This is a genomic window from Pelagibius litoralis (assembly GCF_011683915.1).
Taxonomy (GTDB): domain Bacteria; phylum Pseudomonadota; class Alphaproteobacteria; order Kiloniellales; family Kiloniellaceae; genus Pelagibius; species Pelagibius litoralis.
In genome coordinates, this window is record NZ_JAAQPH010000005.1 from 88,241 (window position 1) to 108,526 (window position 20,286).

The window sequence follows — 20,286 nt, forward strand, 5'->3', positions numbered from 1 at the left end:
GGCCGTAGCTGCGCCGGCAGACCTCGGCATAGTCCTTGACCCGAGCCTTGAGCTCGATAGTCTGACAAGGCGTCGATCCTCGGATTCCATCAGGGCCCGCAGTGAAGAAGATGCTGCATCGAGAGGCCGGATAGATGACTGCAAACCCAGCCCGCCTCTAATCATCAAAACCACTTGCAATCAGGGGGGTGTCCATAGATGACAATACCCGCGGTACCCTTGCACCAGATCAAGAAGTCGGCGGTCGAGCCTTTCCAGATGCCCTGCCCACCCCCTCGGTGAGCACGATCAACGACAGGGCAATAACGGCTCCACCGGTGGCCAGGACGGTATCTTTCTGCGCATCGAAGACATCACCCTGGGTACCGAGAAAGGCCATGGCAGCATCCGGACTAAGGATCATGGCGACGCCCCATTCGAGCATCTCATAGATGCCGCTGAAGGCCAGAACGACCGCAAAGGCAATGCCATAGCTGCACCAGCCGGCAAGGCGCGTGCCGCGCCTCACCACCTCCCAAAGCGGATAACTGCACATCAGACCAAAGAGGAAATGCACAACCCGGTCGTAGTGGTTGCGCTCCCACTCAAGAAGCTCGACGAGCCACCAGCCGAAGGGCGTCTTCGAATAGGTATAGTGGGCACCGACGGCGTGCAGCCCGAGAAAAACCGCCAGCAGCAGGTAGGACAAGCTCGAGAGCGGAAAGGCGCGATAGGTCACTGCCAGCAGACCGACGAAGAAGAACACCAGTAGGTTTTCCAGAAACCAGTCAAAGCGGTTGACAGGCGCGATGGCCAGCGCCAGCCACAGCAGCACATAGGCGAGGGTTATCCCCTGCAGCAGACGGTTGCCGGCGAAATCAGCCGTAACCGGGCCTGCGGCGGTGGTGAACAGTCGATATCCCCTATCCGCTGCTTTTGGCGGCCAGATAGGCGATGGCACCATCGATCGTCACCAACTCGCCATAGTCAGATTCGGGAATGTCGAGTCCCAGCCGTTTGTGCAAGGCGATAACCAAGTTCAGCAAATCCATGGAATCGATATCCATGGCGTCGCGGATATCTTCCTGGGGATCGATCTCGGCCGGGTCCCACTCCGGGGCGATGTTGCCCAGTTCTTCGAAGAACACACCACGTGCCTCGTCGGGGGTCATAACGCTTCGGGCTCCTGTAACAGACGGTCGATCTCGTTCAAGAAAACGGCGCCCCGGTGACCGTCGCTCACCCTGTGATCGCCTGCCAGGGTGACCGTCACGACGGGCCTGAGCGCTATCTCACCCGCAACCGGCCAGGGGCGCTCAACCACCTTCCCGATACCGAGGATCGCCACCTGTGGCGGGTAAATGATGGAGAACATGCCCTCGACCCCGCGCTCGCCAAGGCTGGAGACTGTTACCGTCGGGGCCGACAGTTCGGAACTGCGCAGGCTGCCGGTCCTGACCCGCGCCACCAGGTCGCGCATGCGCGTCATAATCTCGTCGAGGCCGAGTTGATCCGTGTTGTGGATGGCCGGCGCCACCAGACCGCCGCCGCGGATCGACACGGCAGTGCCGATATGGATATCGGCGTTCGCCAGAAAGCCCTCCTCGCCGTAAAAACCGTTAAAGGCCTTGTGCTTGGTCAAGGCCAGCGCCACGGCCTTGAGCAGCAGCGCACCCATCAGCAGGCGCTCGATCGGTTCGCGTGCGGCGTTGGTCCGTTCCAGCCAGGCTGCAGCGGCAGCCAGATCCACATCGTGGGAGAGGTAGTAGTGCGGGATTTCCTGCTTGGACCGGCTCATTGCCGCGGCAATGGCTTTGCGCATCTCTTCCAGATCCACACCTCGGGGCCTGACCTTCGCCGGAGCGGTGCCTGGCGCCGGCCCGCTGCCCGCCCCCAGGTCGGACAACACCACCGCACCGCCCGGGCCGCTGCCGGTGAGGACATCCAGATCGAGGCCGCGCTCGGCAGCCAGCTTACGCGCCGCCGGCGAGGCCAGGACGCCCGCGGCGCCTGGCAACGGCAGAGCTTGCGGCGGCGGGGCTGGTATCGGCAGCGGCGCCGGTTCCGGCACTTGCGGTGGCGCCGCTTCAGGCGGCGGCGCGGTTTCGCCAGCGCCCTTCAGGCGCGCCAGCGGCATGCCCACCGGCACGGTCTGACCGATCTCGACAAGCTGCTCTTCAATCACGCCGTCTTCGAAGATCTCGATCTCGATCGCACCTTTCTGGGTTTCCACCACGGCCACGATATCGCCGCGATGCACGGCCTCCCCAGGCGCTTTCAACCATTCGATAAGAGTGCCGGCCTCCATGTCGGAGCCAAGCGACGGCATGAGGAATTCGCTCATGTCCGGTGCAGCGTACGTTTGGCAGCAGCGACAATGTCCGCCGGCTGCGGCAGGGAGGCCTGCTCCAGATGCCGCGGATAGGGAATCGGCACCTCGGCACCGCAGACGCGTTCCACCGGCGCATCCAGCGACCAGAAACACTCCTCCGTGATTCGTGCCGAAATCTCCGCCGCCAGGCTGCCGGAGCGCCAGCCATCGTCGACGATGACGGCACGCCGTGTCTTGGCGACCGAGGCGGCAATGGTTGCGTCGTCCAGCGGCCTGAGGCAACGCAGGTCTACGACCTCCGCCTCGATGCCCGCCTCGGCCAATTCCTCCGCCGCGGTCATGGCCCGCCACAGGCCGCCGCCATAGGCGATGACCGTCACATCCTTGCCGGTGCGGCGCAGCGCCGCCTGCCACACGCTTTCCGGCGAAAGCCCAATGGAGGCATCCGCTTCGGCGCGGCGATTGTAGAGCATGACGTTCTCGAAAATCAGCACCGGATCGGGGTCGGCCAGTGCCGGAGCCAGCATGGCGCGTGCATCGGCCACGGTGGCCGGCGCCAGAATCTTGATGCCGGGAATATGCGCGAACCAGCCTTCCAGGCTGTGCGAATGCTGCGCCGCCAATTGCTTGCCGGCGCCGGTCGCCATGCGGATCACCAGCGGCACACCGAACTGCCCACCGGACATGTGGCGCAGGGTCGCCGCCGAGTTAAGAATCTGATCGAGCGCCAGCAAGCTGAAGTTCACCGTCATGACCTCGACGATCGGCCGCATGCCACCCAAAGCAGCACCAATGCCAGCGCCAGTGAAACCGGATTCCGACAGCGGCGTATCGCGAATACGCTCCGGCCCGAATTCATCCAACAATCCCATGGAAACCGCGTAGCAACCGCCGTAGTGAGCAACGTCCTCGCCCATCAGGAAGACCCGCTCGTCCCGGGTCAGTGCTTCGCGCAGGGCTTCGCGCATGGCCTCGCGATAGGTCATCTCCGGTGGCGGCGCAGCGGCTGCTTTAACAGCCGTATCGGCCGCGCCGTCGGCATAGGTATCGGCGAGCAGGTTTTCGACCGGCTCCCAGGTTCCCTGTTCGGCGAAATCCACCGCGACCTGGACCTCCGCCGCCACTTCCGCCTCCATGGCCTCGACATCGCTGCCGTGCAGGATGCCGGTTTCGCGCAGCCAGGTCTGGTAGCGCAGGATCGGCCCGTGCTCTTTCCATTTTTCGACCTCGCCCTTCTCGCGGTAGAGCTGGGCGTCGAACATCGAGTGTGCGCGGAAGCGGTAGGTGCGGCATTCCAGGAAGCGCGGCTTGCCTTCGGTCCGGATCGCCTCGACCGCGGCCTGGGCGGCCGCCTCCACCGCCACCACATCCATGCCGTCGACGACCTCGGAGGCAATGCGGTAGCTTTCGGCTTTCTTGTGGATATCGGTCTCGGACTCGGAGATCTCCAAGGCCGTGCCCATGGCATAGAGATTGTTTTCGCAAACGAAGAACACCGGGAGGTTCCACAAGGCCGCCAGGTTCAGGCTCTCGTGGAACTCGCCTTCGGCCACCGCGCCTTCGCCGAAGAAGCAGGCGGTGACGCGATCGCGCCCCTGCAGTTTGTCGGCCAGCGCCAGGCCCACAGCGAGCGGCAGTCCGCCGCCGACGATGGCGTTGCCGCCGTAGAAATTGGTTGCCGCATCGAAGATGTGCATGGAGCCGCCGCGCCCGCCGCTGCAACCCTCCTGCTTGCCGTACATCTCCGCCATGACACCGTCCATAGAGACGCCGCGGGCCAGGGCGTGGCCGTGCTCGCGGTAAGTGGCGACCACCGCGTCATCGGGGGCGAGCGCCTGCATGACGCCGACGGCGTTGGCCTCCTCACCGATGTAGAGATGTAGAAAGCCCCTGATCTTTTCCTGGGTATAGAGCTCGGCGCATTTCTCTTCGAAACGGCGGATACGCAGCATCTCTCTCAGCAAATGCAGAGCGTGCTCACGGCTTAGGTGCGGTTTGCTCATCGCTCGTCGCTTTCCAGGGTCGAGAGATCACCTTCCGGCAAACCCAACTCTCGCGCCTTCAAGAGGCGGCGCATGATCTTGCCGCTGCGGGTCTTCGGCAGGTTGGCACGGAATGCGATGTCACGCGGCGCCACCGCGGGCCCCAAGCGCTTGCGGGCATGGCCCAGCAGTTCCCTGCGGAGGGCATCGCTCGCCTCGAACTGGGGCTTAAGGCCGACATAAGCCTTCACAACCTCTCCGGCCGTCTCGTCGGGAATGCCGATCACCCCGACCTCCGCCACAGCGGGGTGTTCCATGAGGGCGCTCTCCACCTCGAAGGGGCCGATCAGGTGGCCGGCACTCTTGATGACGTCGTCGGCGCGGCCGACGAACCAGAAGTAGCCATCAGAATCGCGCATCGCCAAGTCGCCGGAAAGATACCAGCCGTCGGCGAAGCACTTCTGGTAGCGCGCCTCCTCGTCCAGGTAACCGCGCATCATCGATGGCCAGCCGGGCCGCAACGCCAATTCACCCATGGCCATCGGTTTGGCGATTTCCTCGACACCGCCGTCGGGCCTGCGCTCGACGATGCCGGCGGTGATGCCGGGCAAAGGCCGCCCCATGGAGCCGGGCTTCACGTCCTCTGCGGCGAAGTTGGCGATCATGATGCCACCGGTTTCGGTCTGCCACCAGTTGTCATGAAACGGCTTGCCGAAAGTTTCCTGGCTCCAGACTACCGCTTCGGGATTGAGCGGCTCGCCGACGCTGGCGAGAAAGCGTAAGCTGCTAAGATCGTAGCGGTCAGCGACCCCCCGTCCGGCGCGCATCAGCATGCGGATTGCAGTCGGCGCCGTGTACCAAACCGTGACTTTGCGGTCCTGGATGATGCCGTACCAGCGCTCGGCGTCGAACTCCGCCTCGTCGACGATCATGGTAACGCCGTTGGTTAGCGGCGCGACTATGCCGTAGGAGGTGCCGGTCACCCATCCTGGGTCGGCGGTACACCAGTAGACGTCGCCAGGGTGCAGGTCGAGGGCATAGCGCCCCGTGATGTGATGCGCCACCACGGCCTCGTGCACATGGATTGCGCCCTTGGGTTTGCCGGTGGTGCCGCTGGTAAAATGCAACAGTGCCCGATCCTCGGGCTCGGTTTCGGCGATCTCGAAGACCTCGGATGCCTCGGCCAGGGCGGCTGTGAGGTCGACGGTATCCGGCGGCAGCGCCTTGTCGGTGGTGCGCAGCAACAGCACGAGACGCAGATCTGGCAGTTCGCTGCGCCAAGCCGCCACTTTGCGGCTGTAGAGCCTATCGGTGGTTACCAGCGCCTGGGCGCGGCCGATGGTCATCCGGGCTTTCAGGGGCTCCGGCCCGAAGGCGGAGAACAGCGGCGAAAAGACGTTGCCGTTCTTCCAGGCTCCAAGTGCCGTCAGATACAACTCCGGTCGTCGCCCCATAAGCCCGAATACAACGGCACCGCGCTCCAGCCCGAAGCCCTTCAGCACAGAGGCAAAGCGATTGCTCTGCGCAGCCAGTGCACCATAGGTAAAGTCCTGCTGGCCTCCATCCTTGCCAAGCCAGCGCAGAGCCACCTTCTCGCTGCGCCCATGCGCCAAATGCCGGTCGACTGCCTCAAAAGCGATGTTAAGGCCGCCGCCAGGCAGGCCGTCCAATTCCGCGCGGGCTTCCAGCCAGGAGAAACGACCGTAGACGCTGTCATAATCGCGCAGATTAGCGCGCTGCAGCAGGGCTGGGTCTTGCTTATGGATAGTGTCCAATGAAGGCTTGCTCCGGCGGTTCGGGATGCCGAGTTCCAGTCGAAGCATACTCAAGCGGTTCCGACAGACCCTCCATGACCTAAATCAAGCCTCCACTGGGCATTGTCACACGAACGAGCCAGTCAAATTGATGGCGGCGCGTTAGCGTTGTCGCGTGTTGAAAACCTCGTATTCCCGCTGTCAGTTTCCTCCGAGTATCATACAGCACGCGGTCTGGCTGTATCTGCGGTTCAACTTGAGCCTTAGGGACGCCGAGGACCTGCTTGCCGAGCGTGGCTTGGACATCAGCTACCAGACAGTCCGCCGTTGGGCCGTGAAATTCGGCACGGCCTATCCTAGTATCTTGCGCCGGCGGCGGACTACACCCAGCGACCGCTGGCATCTGGACGAAATGTTCGTTTCGATCGGCGGGCGACGGATGCATTTGTGGCGCGCTGTCGATGCCGCAGGCGAAGTCCGCGACGTCCTGGTTCAGCCGCGGCGCGACAAGCGCGCAGCCAAGAAGCTGATTCGGAAGCTGCTGAAAAAGCCGGGCATTTCGCCAACATCAGTAGTGACTGACAAGCTTCGCTCCTACGGCGCGGCTCTGAGTGATCCGGGGCTAAATTGCGTCACAAGACGGGCGGCCGACTGTGCAATCGGGCCGCGAATTCCCATCAGCCGCTACGGCGGCGAGAGCGATCGTGGATCGGATTCAAGCGACCAGGATCGACACAGCGATTTCTCTCTGCCCAAGCCGTCGTCTACAACTGCTTCAACCTCCAACGCCACCTCATCTCCAGAAGCACGTTTCGAACCTTCCGAGACGCGGCATTCACCGAGTGGCGGAAGGCAGTCCAAACGGCGTCATACGAGCGTGTTCCCTTGGACCCGTGTACTCACCGCACGAAGATGTGCACTGGCGCCCACCGGCCCCAATTGCTGTTGAGCGTTCAGTGCACGCCGGCGGACCAATCTGGCGGATGCGCCCGCCTTGCGTCATCGGCTCACGGCGGTTTTTCCCAAATGCCGCGCAGGCGGGATTCCAAATGGAAACCCGCACCATTTCAAGTCGTTGACAATCCTGGAGAAAATGGTGGGCGCACAAGGACTCGAACCTTGGACCCGCTGATTAAGAGTCAGCTGCTCTGCCAACTGAGCTATGCGCCCCCAAAAGACGTCCCGGCTCTGGCCCACGTTTCCGCAGGCACGTCTGGCAAGGGCCGGAAATCGCGCCGGCCGCCGGGATGCGGGGTGATAGCAAGTCCGCCGGGCTTTGTCGAGGGGGCTGAGGCCGGAAATCCGGCAAAAGGACATTTTCGTCGGAAATCCTCTCGAATTCCGACAAAGATCTTGGATTTTCGGCTGGATAACGGGCCCCGGGGCAACCCTCAGACCTCTGCGGTACCGCGCCGGGAGATGCGGATATCGCGGTGGATGTAGCAGGAGATAACCAGGCCCATGGCGGTCATTAAGGTCAACAGCGCAGTGCCGCCATAGGAGACCAGAGGCAGCGGCACACCAACCACGGGGAAGACCCCCATCACCATGGCCATGTTGATGAAGACATAGAGGAACAGATTGGTGGTGAGGCCGATGGCCAGCAGGCGGGCGAACTGGTTGCGCGCCCGAAAGGCAATGGCAAAGCCATAGACCAGCAGCAGGAAATAGAGCGCCAGGAGGCCCAGGCTGCCCATCAGGCCGAATTCCTCAGCCAGCATGGTGAAGATGAAGTCGGTCTGTTTCTCCGGCAGGAAGTTCAGGTGGCTTTGCGTGCCCTGCATGAAGCCCTTGCCGGTAACGCCGCCCGAACCGAAGGCGATCATCGCCTGCATGGCGTGATAGCCGGCGCCCAGAGGGTCATTCTCCGGGTTCAGGAAGGTCATCACCCGCGCCTTCTGGTAGTCATGCAGGAACTGCCAGCCGATCGGAACGGCGGCGAGACCCGCAACGAAGACCAGGGCGAACTTCCACCAGCGCACGCCGGCGCAGAGGAACACGGCAGAGGCCGCCAGCAGAAGCATGCCGGAGGTGCCGAGATCCGGCTGTTTCAGCACCAGCGCCGCCGGCGCCATGACCAGGGCCAGCGGCAGCATCAGATAGGTCGGTCGGCCGATGTCCTCCATGGAAACGCCATGGAAGTATCGGGCCAGCGCCAGGATCAGTGAAACCTTCATGACCTCAGAGGGCTGCAGGCGGATGAAACCCAGGTCGATCCAGCGCTGCGCGCCCATACCGATGGTGCCCATGACCTCCACCGCGACCAGCAGAGCAAGGCTGCCGAGGTAGATGAGATAGGCATGGCGGAACCAGAACCTGACATCGATCAAGGCCACCACGAACATGATGAAGAGGCCGATGCCGAAGCGCATCAGCTGGCGCGAAGCCCAGGGCGACATGGAGCCGTTGGCCGCCGAATAGAGCATGGCAAAACCGACGCCGGCAATCAGACAGAGCAGAATCACCAGGCCCCAGTTCAGCTGCCAGATCTTCTGGCGCAGGGTTATTTCCGGATTGCGGTTGGACAGGAAGATATCGGCCGGCATGGTCTCAGCCCTGCTGTGTCGGCAGGCCGACCGCCAGGATCGGCATGGAAGGCCGCCCCGCCGGGTCCCGGCGCTGGGTTTCGATCAGGAGGTCGCGGGCGATCGGCGCCGCCACCTTGGAGCCGCCACCGCCATGTTCGACGACCACCGCACAGCAGTAGCGCGGCTTGTGCACCGGCGCGAAGGACACAAAGAGCGCATGGTCACGCCGCCGCCAGGGCAGGTGCTCGTTCTTGGTCACGCCTGCGGCGCGCTCCGCCATGGTGATACGGCGAACCTGGGACGTACCGGTCTTGCCGGCCAGTTCCCAGCCCTCTTCCTGGATACGGGCGCGATAGGCCGTGCCGCGCGGGTGATTGCTGACCGCATCCATCGCCTCACGGACGATATTCAGGTGTGCTTCCGGCACGTCCAGCGTCGCGAAATCAGGCACCGGCGGCTCACCACCCTCCGGCCCCTCACCCTCGGCGCGCACGCCCCGGGTCAGCCGTGGCGTCACCGCCTTGCCGCTGGCAAGGCGCGCGGTCATGACCGCGAGTTGCAGTGGCGTTGTCAGCACAAAACCCTGGCCGATTGAAGCGATCAACGTCTCGCCGCCCTGCCAGGGTTCACCAATATTGGCCAGCTTCCAATCGCGGGTCGGGATCACGCCGCCCTTTTCGCCGTTCAGATCGATACCCACCGGCTCGCCAAGGCCGAACTGGCGAGCCATGGCGGCGATGTTGTCGATGCCGACTTTGCGGGAGATCTCATAGAAGAAAACGTCGCAGGAGTGCTGGATGCCGCGGATCATATCGACCCAGCCGTGACCCGGACGCTTCCAGCAGTGGAACCGCGCCCGCCCCAGGGTCATGTGCCCGGGACAGAAGGCGCGGTGGTCAGGACTGATACCGGCCTTCAGCGCGGCCAGGGCCACCACCATCTTGAAAGTGGAGCCCGGCGCATAGAGCCCGGTGGTCGCCTTGTTGTTCAGGGGCTTCAGCGGATCGTTGATCAGGTTGTTCCATTGCTTGACGGTCAGCCCGATATTGAAGGCGTTGGGATCGTAGCTGGGGGTCGAAGCCAGCGCCAGCACATCGCCGTTTTCGATATCCATCACCACGGCAGAGGCGCTCTTTTCGCCCAGCAGCCGCTGGTGGGTAAAGGTCTGCAGGCCACCGTCCAGGGTCAGCACCAGTTCGTCGCCCGGCTTGCCCTCTTCCCGGTTCAATTCGCGAATGACGCGACCGTAGGCATTCACCTCGATCTGGCTGTTGCCGGCCGCACCGCGCAGCGGCAGATCGTACTTCTGTTCGATGCCGTTCTTGCCGATACGAAAGCCCGGCAGTTCCAACAGCGGGTCGCCGGTCAGATCGCGCTCCGCCACCGGCGCGACGTAACCCAGAACATGAGACATGCCGGCGGCATAGGGATAGTCGCGGATCTGGCCCATTTCGATGGACACGCCCGGCAGGTCGGGGCCGTTCACCTCGACCCGGCTGACTTCGTCCCAGGTCAGGTTCTCGCGCACCGTCACCGGCACGAAGCCGCGTTTGCGCGACGCTTCGCGCAGCACCCGCTTGTAGTCGTGTTCGCCGAGAACCATCAGGCGGGAAAGTGCATCCAGCACCCGCTCCACGTCGCCGGCCTGCTCGCGCACCAGCACCACCCGGAAATTCTGCCGGTTGCTGGCCAGGGGATAGCCGAAACGATCGAGGATGCGCCCGCGCGGCGGCGGCAGCAGGCGCAGGTTGATGCGGTTGTCTTCGGCCAGGGTCTTGTAACGGTCGGCCTCGACCACCTGCAGGTAATACATGCGACCGGCCAGACCGGCCAGCAGCAGGGACTGCGCGCCGCCCAGCAGCAGGCCGCGGCGTGAAAAGGCGCGGTGGCGTTCGTTGTCTTCGTTTTTCTGCAGCATCGGCCCGGCCTAGCGCTGGAACAGCCGCTGGCCGCGCAGGAAAACCCAGGCCAGGCAGGGATAGATCGCGACGGTCATCAGGAACTGGAAGAAAACCGGCTCCGGATCGATGTAAGTCATCATGGCCATGCAGGTGAACATCCAGGTCACCGCCATGGCGACGGCGGCCACCAGCATGAAGACGCACCAGATCAGGACGAAAGAGGCCGCCAGGAAGAAGCGGTGCTGCCAGGCCACCAGCGCATGAGCCACCAGCAGACCCACGATCCCCGGACCCCAGGCCCCGCCGGTCAGAAGGTCCTGTACAAATCCGATGATGAAGACCGCCCAGATCGGCATCAGGTCCGGCCGATGGACCGACCAGAAGAACACCCCGATCAGGGCGACCGCCGGCACGATGGGGCCGAAATCGGTGACCCTGATGGGCAGTAATGCCATCAGGACCAGCAGCAGAGTGACGAAGAACGGCGAGATGTTGCGGGCAACGCCGTCCAGGCGATGAAAGACGCCCTGGCTCACCGGCTCGCCTCCTCCTGCGCCGCAGCAGCGCGCTCGGCGCGCTCGGCTTCGACCGATTGGAAGTCGAGAATACCGCTCATCTCGTAGTCGACGATGCGCAGGACCTCCATATGGGACCAGTCGACAAAGGGTTCGACCCGAATGGCAGTCTCCCCGACGGCCGAAACCACGCCGATCGGCAGGCCCGGCGGAAACACGCCGCCATGACCGGAGGTGCTCACCTGATCGCCGACCTGCAGCTGGGCGGTGGGGCCGAGGTAGAGCAGTTGCGGGGCGTTGGTGTTATCACCGGCCAAAACCGCACGTTCGCGGCCATCACCGACCGCCACCGGAATCCGGCTGTTGATATCGGTCACCAGCAGCACCCGCGCCGAACGCACGCCAACCTCGGCAACGCGGCCGGCCAAGCCGGCACCGGTTGTCGCCGCCTGTCCTTTTTCCACGCCGTTGCGCTCACCCGCATTGATCAACACAGAGCGGACGAAGGCGCCGCCGGGATCGCCGACCACCCGCGCGGTGATGTGGCGCATCCCGGGATCGGGGACCATCTGGTTCAGATCGCGCAGGGCGGCATTCTCCGCCTCCAGGCGGCGCGCCACGGCCTGCCAATGCAGCAGGCGGGCGTTCTGCTCTTTCAGAGACACATTCTGGCTTTGCAGGTTGGCCAGGGTTTCCGCCTGATCGATGACACCGCTGAAGGTATCGACCGGCTGGGAAACCGCATCCAGGATCGGGGTCACCATGTCGGTAACGGCGGTGCGGGTTTCTTCGACGAGGAAGCTGTTGGTGCGGCCGATCAGCATCAGCCCGAAGGCTGCTCCGACGAGCAGCAACAGAGCAAAGCGACTCGCCCAGGCCTTGAGCGGCGAGGCAACGCGAATCTCTGAGCCGGTCGGTTTGTTCACAGATCCTCCAGTCGCGGCCATCCCCCCAGGGGCCTACGAGCGACCGATTCGGGCTAAGTTACCGAAACATCAAAACAAATACAAATGAAGAAACCATTGATCACCAATCAACCGGTGATCAATACATGGAAATAAGGACGTTCTTCAGAACTTTCATTTCCTCAAGACAACGTCCCGTTCCAAGTGCCACGCAAGAAAGCGGGTCGTCGGCAATGGAAACCGGCAGGCCGGTCGAGGCCCGCAGCACATAGTCCATGTTGCCCAGAAGGGCGCCGCCGCCGGTCAGCACGATGCCCTTGTCGACGATGTCGGCGGCCAGTTCCGGCGCGGTATGCTCCAAGGCGACCTTCACGGCTTCGACGATGGCGCCGACCGGTTCGGCCAGGGATTCAGAGATCTGGCGCTCGGAAATGATCAGCTCTTTCGGCACGCCGTTCATCAGGTCACGCCCCTTGATCTCCATGGTGCCGCCCTCGCCGTCTTCCGGCGGGCAGGCAGAGCCGATTTCCTTCTTGATCCGCTCGGCAGAACCCTCACCGACCAGCAGGTTATGATTGCGGCGGATGTAGGCGATGATGGCTTCGTCCAGCTTGTCGCCGCCGACGCGAACCGAACGCGAGTAAACGATGCCGCCAAGCGAGAGGACCGCCACCTCGGTGGTGCCGCCGCCGATATCGACCACCATGGAGCCGGTCGGCTCGGTCACCGGCAGGCCGGCGCCGATGGCCGCCGCCATGGGCTCTTCGATGAGGAAAACCCGGCGTGCGCCGGCGCTTTCCGCCGATTCCTGGATCGCGCGGCGCTCAACGGCGGTCGAGCCGGAAGGCACGCAGACGATAACCTGGGGTGAAGCAAAGGAGCGGCGATTGTGCACCTTGCGGATGAAATGCTTGATCATTTCCTCCGCCACTTCGAAATCGGCGATCACGCCGTCACGCAAGGGGCGGATGGCCTGGATGTTCCCGGGGGTGCGGCCCAGCATCATCTTGGCTTCGTCACCGACCGCCAAAACCTGCTTTTTACCTTTGACCTCTGCAATCGCGACCACCGAGGGCTCGTTAAGAACGATCCCCCGCCCCTTTACATAGACCAGCGTGTTCGCTGTACCGAGGTCGATCGCCATATCGGCGGAGAGCATCCCGAGCAAACCTGAAAACATCGATCCAATCGCCTTTTCTTCAATCCTTATGGAGCCGCAGAGCCTGCGGCTGTTCGAAACACGAGATCGCGGAGAAATCCGGCGCGGCGCAGAGGCCGACAGAAAGGCCGGTGCAAGCCGGCGAAACAGCAGTGGCGGCAGACCTGCCGATTGCGTTTCTCTCTGAAGCCTTCAATGACACTGCCTGCGACACTGCCTGTCAAACCCTCGTCTCGGGCCTTGCGGCCCCCGTGGCATCGAACTATGCCACGTCCCGTGAACCTTCTCTCCCTCAAAACCCGCTCACCCCGTCAGCCGCGGCAGCGTGGAGCGGCGAACGAAAAGCAAAGGCGTACGGCCGGTCCAAAGGCCACGGGAAAGAGGATCACTGCTTCTATCGGTCCATCGTCCAAGGACTGGGTCCCTTTTTCGATGCTCATGGCTCTTGCTGATCCGCGTTGTTTCCCGTCTCAACGCGTCCGGACCCGAAGGTCAGCCAATCCGTTCAGAAGCGTGGTTAACGCCTACTTTTCTAAACGCCACTCTTGAGGTTAACAATATCTATTTTGAAAGCGTTAAGAATTGCTGAAGTCCAGGCCCTTCCTACGCTTTTTCCACGCAAGAAGATCTCAAAGACGGGCCTTTCGGGTTCCGACTCGATGCTCGGCGCCGGGCGGGCGGATCAGCCTTGGTGCACAGCCCAGCCGGCCTGGTGGTGCCGATAGAGCTTGTAGAGCGCATAAACAATCAGCAACAAGCCGATCCCGGGCCGCACGATGCCGCCCATCATGATCAGTGGTACCGAAAGCGCCAGGCTGGCCAGAGGTACATAGACCAGGGTCCACTGCTTCTTGCCGAAGTTCCGCTGATACCACGGAAAAGCGGCCGAAAAAGCGGCGACGATCAGGAAGAACAGCGACCAGGGCCTGGTGATAAAGAGCGTCAGGTCGTCGCTGGTGCCGATCGCACGCGACAGGTTCAGCTCAGCGATGTGGCCCAGAACGACACCCAGGATGATCGGCGCCAGGGGAAAACCGAGGGTTTTCATGATGTAACCGATGATGCCGAAGACGAAGAGCACCCAGATGCTGAAGACCGCGTTGTCCAGCGCAAAGACGCCGATGGCGCAGTACAGCAGAATGACCGCCGCCAGGAAGTACATCGGCATCCGCACGATCATCAGGAAAGCGCGCAGACAGAAAGCCTGCATGACGATCATGATGAAGTGGGCCAGGAAGAAGGCGACGAAGATGCCGTAGGCAAGCTGCGGATTGTCGGTGATGAAGGTCGGGCTGGGCTGCACATTGTGGATCAGCAGCGCGCCCAGCATCACTGCAGTGACGATGTCGCCGGGAATACCCAACGCCATCATGGTGATCAGCGCGCCGCCCGCGGTGGCATTGTTGGACGCCTCAGGCGCGATAATGCCCTCGGGCGATCCCTTACCGAACTCTTCCGGTGCCTTGGAAGCTTTCTTGGCCTGGTCGTAAGCCAGGATATTGGAAATCGAGCCGCCCGCCGCCGGCAGGATACCGGTAAAGACGCCGATGCAGGCGGAGCGGACAAGGTTTACCCAGTGGCGCAGGATCATTTTGATCGCTGCGATGTGTTCGACCCTGACCGCCTTGGCGGAACTTTCCATCAGGGGCTGGCGGGCCTTGCGGCGATCACGCACGTCGCTCAGCAACTGGGAGAAAGCGAACAGACCGACCAGCACCGGTAGAAACTTCAATTCATTCTGCAGGATCTCGGTGCCGAAGTTGAAGCGGGCGACGCCGTTCACCTCGTCCGAGCCGATGGTCGCGATCATCAGCCCCAGCAGGCCGGCGATGATGCCTTTGGTCAGGTTTTCGCCCGACAGACTGGCCGTAATGGTGAGGGCGAAGAGCACCAGCGAGAAGAAGTCCCAGGGCCCGAACTCCAGCCCGATGCGCGCCAGCTGCGGCGCCAGCAGAACCAGGATGACAGCCGAGATGATCCCGCCGAAGAAGGATGACCAGACCCCCAGGCCCAGCGCCAGCCCGGGTTTGCCCCTGCGCACCAGGGGAAAACCGTCGAAGACCGTGGCCACCGATGACGGCGTGCCGGGAATACCGGTCAGCATGCCCGACATCAGGCCGCCGGAAAGGCCGCCGACGAAGACGCCGATCATGGTCGACAGACCTTCAACCGGCGACAATCCGAAGGTAAAGGGCAGCGTCAGCACCACCGCCATGGTGATGGTGAAGCCGGGGATCGACCCGGCGATCAGACCGGCGGTGACCCCGACGAACATCAGGACCAGATTGCCCGGCGCGAAAACCTCGCCGAAGGCGCCGATAAGCGACTCAAATCCCATAGGAACAACCAATCATTGTCATGCTATCTCGCCTCATCGGGTCCCGCTTCAATTGCCCAGGTCAATTAAACGAGATCAGCATGCCCTCGGGCAGGAAGACCCGCAGTCCGAAGGTGAAAACGGCCCACATGGCGCCGACCGTGCCGACCGCGACGGCGGCGTGGATCGGCACCAGCCTGAGCTCCAGGGAGCCGAGAACGGTCAGGGCGAGGAAAACGAAAAGAATGCCGCCGATCAGCATGCCGAAGACCGGCAGCGTCAGCAGGAAAAGCAGGAACAGGCCGTAGCAGAAAAAGGCGTTGCGGTAGCTGGCGAGCCAGGCAAGCAGGCCCCGCTCCTCCGGCGCCCCGTCCTCTGACTTCGTTTCAGCCGCAAAGTCACCGCGCAGCGCCTGGGCAAGATAGATCACGCTTGCCAGCGCCAAGGCCGCCAGCAAGGCACGCGGCCAGACGGCAGAGTTCATCTGGCCGTAGTCGGTCAGCCTTATATTGAAGGACTCCCAGAAAAAGACCCCGCAAAAAAGCAGCAGCAAAAGCGCTACCACCACATCCCGGTTCACGCGCGTCACCGGCAGTCTCCCTCAAAGCATCCCTGACGATCGTTGTTATGACATTGCGGCCCCGGCGGCGGAAACCGCCGGGGCCGATTCAATGCCGGTCTTGGTCTCCCGGGCGTTATTCGCCCTTGTAGAGCCCGACTTCCTTGGCGATCCGCTTCCAGTTGGTGAAGGTCTCCTCGAAGTAAGCCGTGTACTCCGCCGGGCCGTAGTAGACCACCTCGGTGCCCTTGGCGTTCATCTGTGCCACCACCTCGGGGTCGGTCGCCGCCTTCTGGAACAGCGCGCCGTAGTGATCGATGATCTCCTGCGGGGTGTCCTTGGGCAGCATGATGCCGCGGTCAGTGCCGTAGACCATGTCGTAACCCTGTTCCTTCAGGGTCATGACGTCGCCGATCTCGCTGTTGCGGTCCGGCGTGGTGATGCCCAGCGCCTTCAGCTCACCGGTGGTGATGTACTTCTTGGCCGAGGCCAGATTGATTTCACCCAGCTCGATGTTCTTGGCCAGCAGCGCGGTCATGCGCTGGCGGGTGCCGTCATAGGAAACGTGCTTGAACTTGATGCCGGCCGCATCTTCCAACAGCAGGAAGACGAAGTGGCTGGTCGAGCCCAGGGTGCCGCCGGCGACGATCTCGCCCGGCTTCTTCTTGGCCTCTTCAACCAGTTCCTTGATGTTGCTGTAGGGCACATCCGGGTTGGCGCCGAAGATAGCCGGGGTGCGGGTCAGCATGGCCACCGGCTCAAAGGCGTCCCACGTGAAGTCCACACGGCCATTCAGGTAGGACGTGATGGCGCTCTGGTGGATGGCAAAGAGCGTGCAGCCGTCAGCCTTCGCCTTCACAGCCTCTTTGGCGCCCTTGTTGCCACCCTGGCCGCCGATGTTGACCACCTGCAGCTGCGGCTCGGCGCCCTGCTTGTTCACCGCTTCGACGAAGACGCGGAAAATCACGTCGGTGCCGCCGCCGGCGCCCCAGGGCACGATCAGCTTGGCGGTCCGGCAGGAAATGTCCGCCGCCTCGGCCGGGCCCGTCGATACGCCGCCGGTCGCCAGAGCCGCCGCCAGGGCCGCTGCCCCCAATAGAAGTTTGCCTCTCAACATGTTCTTCGTTCTCCCTTCCCAACTAATCGGGTTCGATGTTCTTGTTCGGTATTCCCTTGGGCCCGTCTCGATCAACCCCTTCCCGGGGCCGACCCGGCGGACCGGAAAGCAATCAACTGCCCTGCCCCCGGCCGCCCTCTGGCGAGAGCGGGGATGGCGTGCGGTCGCCTCGTTGTTACTGTACCCTGCCCGGCCCCTGAGACAACAGCCCAAGGCCGTCAAAAAGGCCCGACTTCGCCCATCAGGAGTAACAATCTTGTCAGCACAAATCAGAGTGGCAATCGCCGGCTTCGGTGCAATCGGCTTTGCCGTCGCAGAGGCTCTGGACAACGGGATCGGGGGCCTGGAACTGGCCGCGGTCTCGGCCCGCGATGCGGCCAGGGCCCAAAACCGTATGTCTGCCTTCAAAAACCCGGTGCCGGTGCTGCCCTTTACCGATCTGGCAGCGCAGGCCGATGTGGTGATCGAGTGCCTGCCCGCCGCCCATTTCGCCGAACTGGCGGTCAGCGTGCTGGGCCGGGGCGGGACCCTGATCCCGCTTTCCGTCGGCGCCCTGCTGCCGCGCCCGGAGCTGATCGACCTGGCGCGGGCGAAGGGCGGCACCATCATCGTGCCGACCGGCGCCCTGCTGGGCCTCGATGCCGTCCGGGCCTGCGCCGAGGGACCGGTGGAAAGCGTCACCCTGGTGACCCGCAAACCACCGGGCGGCCTCGCCGGGGCGCCGCACCTCGTCGACAACGACATCTCCGTCGAGAACCTGACAGAGCCCAAACTGGTCTTCGAAGGTACCGCCCGCGACGGCGCCAGGGGCTTTCCCGCCAACGTGAACGTCGGCGCGGCCCTCAGCCTCGCCGGCATCGGCCCCGACAAGACCACACTGCAGATCTGGGCCGACCCGACCGTCACCCGCAACACCCACACCGTGCAGGTGGAGGCCGATGCCGCGCGCCTCACCATGACCATCGAAAACGTGCCGACGGAAGAAAACCCGAAGACCGGCAAGATCACCGCCTTGTCGGTGTTGGCGACGCTGCGGCGGATGGCGGGTCCGCTGCGGGTGGGAACCTAAGCGGCGCTGCGCCGCCCCTCACCAGCCCCTCCGCCGTCATACTTGGGCTTGGCCCGAGTATGCATGGCAGCGGCAGACCCGAACCCTTCCGACAGAAGCTCCAGCGCGCGGCACCATGGACCTCGGAACAAGTGCGAGGGTGACAGTGGCTGCAAGGGCCTCAGCCTGCAAGGTCTGCTCTCACCGCCCAATTGTCCCGCCGCATCCGATACAGCACATGGCGCTCCAGCCGGTGGCCCCTCGCCACCTTGGGGTGATCGAAATCGTCCGCCGGGTCGTGGGTCATGCCGAGACGCTGCATGACCTTTTGCGACGGCGTGTTCGTCGTCGTCGTGAAGGAGACGATTTCCCTCAGGCCCAGGTCCTGGAAGCCGAAGCGCAGGCATTCGCGGGCGCCCTCGGTGGCGTAGCCCTTGCCCCAGTGTTCCTTGGCGAGGCGCCAGCCGATCTCAACGATGGGGTCTTGGACCGAGGTGAAGGGTGCGTCGAAGTTGGGCGCCCAGAGGCCGATGAAACCGATGAAGGGGGCAACGCCCGGCACCTCCACCGCCCACCAGCCGAAGCCGTGCTTTGCCATCTCCTGACGGATGCGCGCCATCGCGGTCTCAGTTTCCGCGCGAGTCTGGATCGCGGGGAAGTGTTCCATCACCACCAGATCGGCGTTCAGCGCCGCGAAAGGCTCGATGTCCGCGTCGCGCCAGGGCCGCAGAATCAGGCGTTCGGTCTTCAGCGTTGGCAGGGTGTCGGTTTGCATGGGCCTCATCCGGTCAGTGCGGCGGCGCGCAACCTAGCCGAAGATGTTGCGCGGGGCCAGCCCACTCACATTTCCCCTGTGCGGAAGGCCCCCTCACCCTCCCGCTATCGCGGGAAGCCCCCTCACCCCGACCCTCTCCCACGAGGGGAGAGGGGGAAACAAAAAAGGGCGCCGCTGTAATGCCCTCTCCCCTCCGTGGGAGAGGGAGGGGCCCGCGTAGCGGGAGGGTGAGGGGGACCCCAAAAAACACTTCGGGCCCCGTGCCGGTCAGCACGAGGCCCGAAGCCGAGCGTTGAAGCCCGAAGGAAAGGCGCTTAGTTCTTTTCTTTGTCGACCAGCTGGTTGGCGGCGATCCAGGGCATCATGGCGCGCAGCTTGGTGCCGACTTCCTCGATGTTGTGCTCGGCATTGCGGCGGCGCAGGGCCTTGAAGGAGGGCTGGCCGGCCTTGCACTCGCTGACCCAGTCGCGGGCGAAACGGCCGGACTGGATGTCGTCCAGCACCCGCTTCATCTCCGCCTTGGTCTCGTCGGTGACGATGCGCGGGCCGGTGACGTAGTCGCCGAACTCGGCGGTGTTGGAGATCGAGTAGCGCATGTTGGCCATGCCGCCCTCGTACATCAGATCGACGATCAGCTTCACTTCGTGCAGGCACTCGAAGTAGGCCATCTCCGGCGCGTAGCCGGCCTCGCAGAGCGTCTCGTAGCCGGCGGTGATGAGGGCCGTGAGGCCGCCGCAGAGCACCACCTGCTCGCCGAAGAGATCGGTCTCGCACTCTTCCTTGAAGGTCGTCTCGATGACGCCGGAGCGCCCGCCGCCGATGGCCGAGGCGTAGCTGAGCGCAATCTCCTGCGCGTTGCCAGAGGCGTTCTGATCCACCGCGATCAGGCAGGGCACGCCGCCGCCGCGCACGTACTCGGAACGCACGGTGTGACCGGGTCCCTTCGGCGCGATCATGAAGATGTCGAGGTCCTTGCGCGGCTCGATCAGGTTGAAATGGACATTCAGGCCATGGGCAAAAGCCAGGGCCGCGCCTTCCTTCATGTTGTCGACCAGGGAATCGCGATAGATGTCGGCCTGCAGCTCATCCGGGGTCAGCATCATGACCACATCGGCCCACTTGGCGGCCTCCTCCGGAGTCATCACCTGAAGGCCGGCATTCTCGGCCTTCTTGGCGGTCGCCGAACCGGCGCGCAGGGCGACCCGGACGTCGCTCACGCCGCTGTCCTTCAGATTGTTGGCATGGGCATGGCCCTGGCTACCGTAACCGACGATGGCAACTTTCTTGCCTTTGATCAGATTGACGTCGGCGTCACGATCGTAATAGACGCGCATTGCGGCCGTCTCCCTTTGTACTTTTGTTGTTCGAATTGGCTCGCCGGGGTTCTAATGCGCCAGCAGGCAAAGCGCAACGGG

At 63.4% G+C, this 20,286-nt stretch carries 16 protein-coding genes, 1 tRNA gene and 1 pseudogene; 2 read left to right on the plus strand and 16 right to left on the minus strand.

Annotated elements, in window-relative coordinates; genetic code table 11:
• Positions 1–229: 229 nt before the first annotated feature.
• The 5 genes from HBA54_RS08030 to acsA are packed head-to-tail and all read right to left on the minus strand — an operon-like array spanning position 230 to position 6,116.
• The gene (locus HBA54_RS08030) at positions 230–943 is read right to left on the minus strand and encodes a DUF2238 domain-containing protein (protein WP_167223244.1); all 714 of its coding nucleotides are present in this window, start codon (positions 941–943) and stop codon (positions 230–232) included.
• On the minus strand, positions 903–1,151 hold the full coding sequence (locus HBA54_RS08035) for an acyl carrier protein (protein WP_167223246.1): 249 nt from the start codon (positions 1,149–1,151) through the stop codon (positions 903–905). Before HBA54_RS08035 ends, HBA54_RS08030 begins: the two co-directional genes overlap by 41 nt.
• Entirely contained in the window at positions 1,148–2,323 is a 1,176-nt protein-coding gene (locus HBA54_RS08040) for a dihydrolipoamide acetyltransferase family protein (protein WP_167223248.1), read from the minus strand. Before HBA54_RS08040 ends, HBA54_RS08035 begins: the two co-directional genes overlap by 4 nt.
• A complete protein-coding gene (gene pdhA / locus HBA54_RS28970) occupies positions 2,320–4,314 on the minus strand; it encodes a pyruvate dehydrogenase (acetyl-transferring) E1 component subunit alpha (RefSeq protein WP_167223250.1) in 1,995 nt (664 codons plus the stop codon). Before pdhA ends, HBA54_RS08040 begins: the two co-directional genes overlap by 4 nt.
• Positions 4,311–6,116, minus strand: a complete 1,806-nt coding sequence (gene acsA, locus HBA54_RS08050; protein ID WP_167223252.1) for an acetate--CoA ligase — start codon at positions 6,114–6,116, stop codon at positions 4,311–4,313. Before acsA ends, pdhA begins: the two co-directional genes overlap by 4 nt.
• Before the next feature lie 106 nt (positions 6,117–6,222).
• Here acsA and HBA54_RS08055 point away from each other — a divergent pair.
• A pseudogene (locus tag HBA54_RS08055) lies at positions 6,223–6,914 on the plus strand (IS6 family transposase); the annotation flags it as partial.
• A 227-nt stretch (positions 6,915–7,141) separates the two neighbouring features.
• On the opposite strand, the gene HBA54_RS08060 reads toward HBA54_RS08055, so the two are convergent.
• The 9 genes from HBA54_RS08060 to HBA54_RS08100 form a co-directional block, all read right to left on the minus strand.
• A tRNA-Lys gene (locus tag HBA54_RS08060) sits at positions 7,142–7,217 on the minus strand.
• A gap of 221 nt (positions 7,218–7,438) precedes the next feature.
• On the minus strand, positions 7,439–8,593 hold the full coding sequence (rodA, locus tag HBA54_RS08065) for a rod shape-determining protein RodA (RefSeq protein WP_167223254.1): 1,155 nt from the start codon (positions 8,591–8,593) through the stop codon (positions 7,439–7,441).
• A 4-nt stretch (positions 8,594–8,597) separates the two neighbouring features.
• On the minus strand, positions 8,598–10,493 hold the full coding sequence (gene mrdA, locus HBA54_RS08070; RefSeq protein WP_167223256.1) for a penicillin-binding protein 2: 1,896 nt from the start codon (positions 10,491–10,493) through the stop codon (positions 8,598–8,600).
• Between the two features lie 9 nt (positions 10,494–10,502).
• On the minus strand, positions 10,503–11,012 hold the full coding sequence (gene mreD / locus HBA54_RS08075) for a rod shape-determining protein MreD (RefSeq protein ID WP_167223258.1): 510 nt from the start codon (positions 11,010–11,012) through the stop codon (positions 10,503–10,505).
• Positions 11,009–11,917 carry a rod shape-determining protein MreC gene (gene mreC / locus HBA54_RS08080; RefSeq protein WP_322095992.1) on the minus strand — a complete coding sequence of 303 codons (909 nt, stop codon included), beginning with the start codon at positions 11,915–11,917 and terminating at the stop codon, positions 11,009–11,011. Before mreC ends, mreD begins: the two co-directional genes overlap by 4 nt.
• A 118-nt stretch (positions 11,918–12,035) precedes the next feature.
• Entirely contained in the window at positions 12,036–13,076 is a 1,041-nt protein-coding gene (locus HBA54_RS08085) for a rod shape-determining protein (protein WP_167223262.1), read from the minus strand.
• A gap of 661 nt (positions 13,077–13,737) precedes the next feature.
• Positions 13,738–15,393, minus strand: coding sequence for a tripartite tricarboxylate transporter permease (locus tag HBA54_RS08090; RefSeq protein WP_167223264.1), 1,656 nt, complete (start codon positions 15,391–15,393; stop codon positions 13,738–13,740).
• A gap of 61 nt (positions 15,394–15,454) precedes the next feature.
• A complete protein-coding gene (locus tag HBA54_RS08095; RefSeq protein ID WP_167223265.1) occupies positions 15,455–15,961 on the minus strand; it encodes a tripartite tricarboxylate transporter TctB family protein in 507 nt (168 codons plus the stop codon).
• 106 nt (positions 15,962–16,067) lie between these two features.
• A complete protein-coding gene (locus tag HBA54_RS08100) occupies positions 16,068–17,048 on the minus strand; it encodes a Bug family tripartite tricarboxylate transporter substrate binding protein (protein WP_167223267.1) in 981 nt (326 codons plus the stop codon).
• 256 nt (positions 17,049–17,304) lie between these two features.
• Here HBA54_RS08100 and HBA54_RS08105 point away from each other — a divergent pair, with 256 nt between their 5' ends.
• Positions 17,305–18,117, plus strand: a complete 813-nt coding sequence (locus HBA54_RS08105; RefSeq protein WP_240932570.1) for an aspartate dehydrogenase — start codon at positions 17,305–17,307, stop codon at positions 18,115–18,117.
• 160 nt (positions 18,118–18,277) lie between these two features.
• On the opposite strand, the gene HBA54_RS08110 is transcribed toward HBA54_RS08105, so the two are convergent.
• Both HBA54_RS08110 and ilvC read right to left on the minus strand, forming a co-directional pair.
• Positions 18,278–18,871 (minus strand): GNAT family N-acetyltransferase, encoded by a 594-nt coding sequence (locus tag HBA54_RS08110; protein ID WP_167223271.1) that lies wholly within the window; start codon positions 18,869–18,871, stop codon positions 18,278–18,280.
• Between the two features lie 314 nt (positions 18,872–19,185).
• Positions 19,186–20,205 carry a ketol-acid reductoisomerase gene (ilvC, locus tag HBA54_RS08115; RefSeq protein WP_167223273.1) on the minus strand — a complete coding sequence of 340 codons (1,020 nt, stop codon included), beginning with the start codon at positions 20,203–20,205 and terminating at the stop codon, positions 19,186–19,188.
• Positions 20,206–20,286 lie beyond the last annotated feature (81 nt).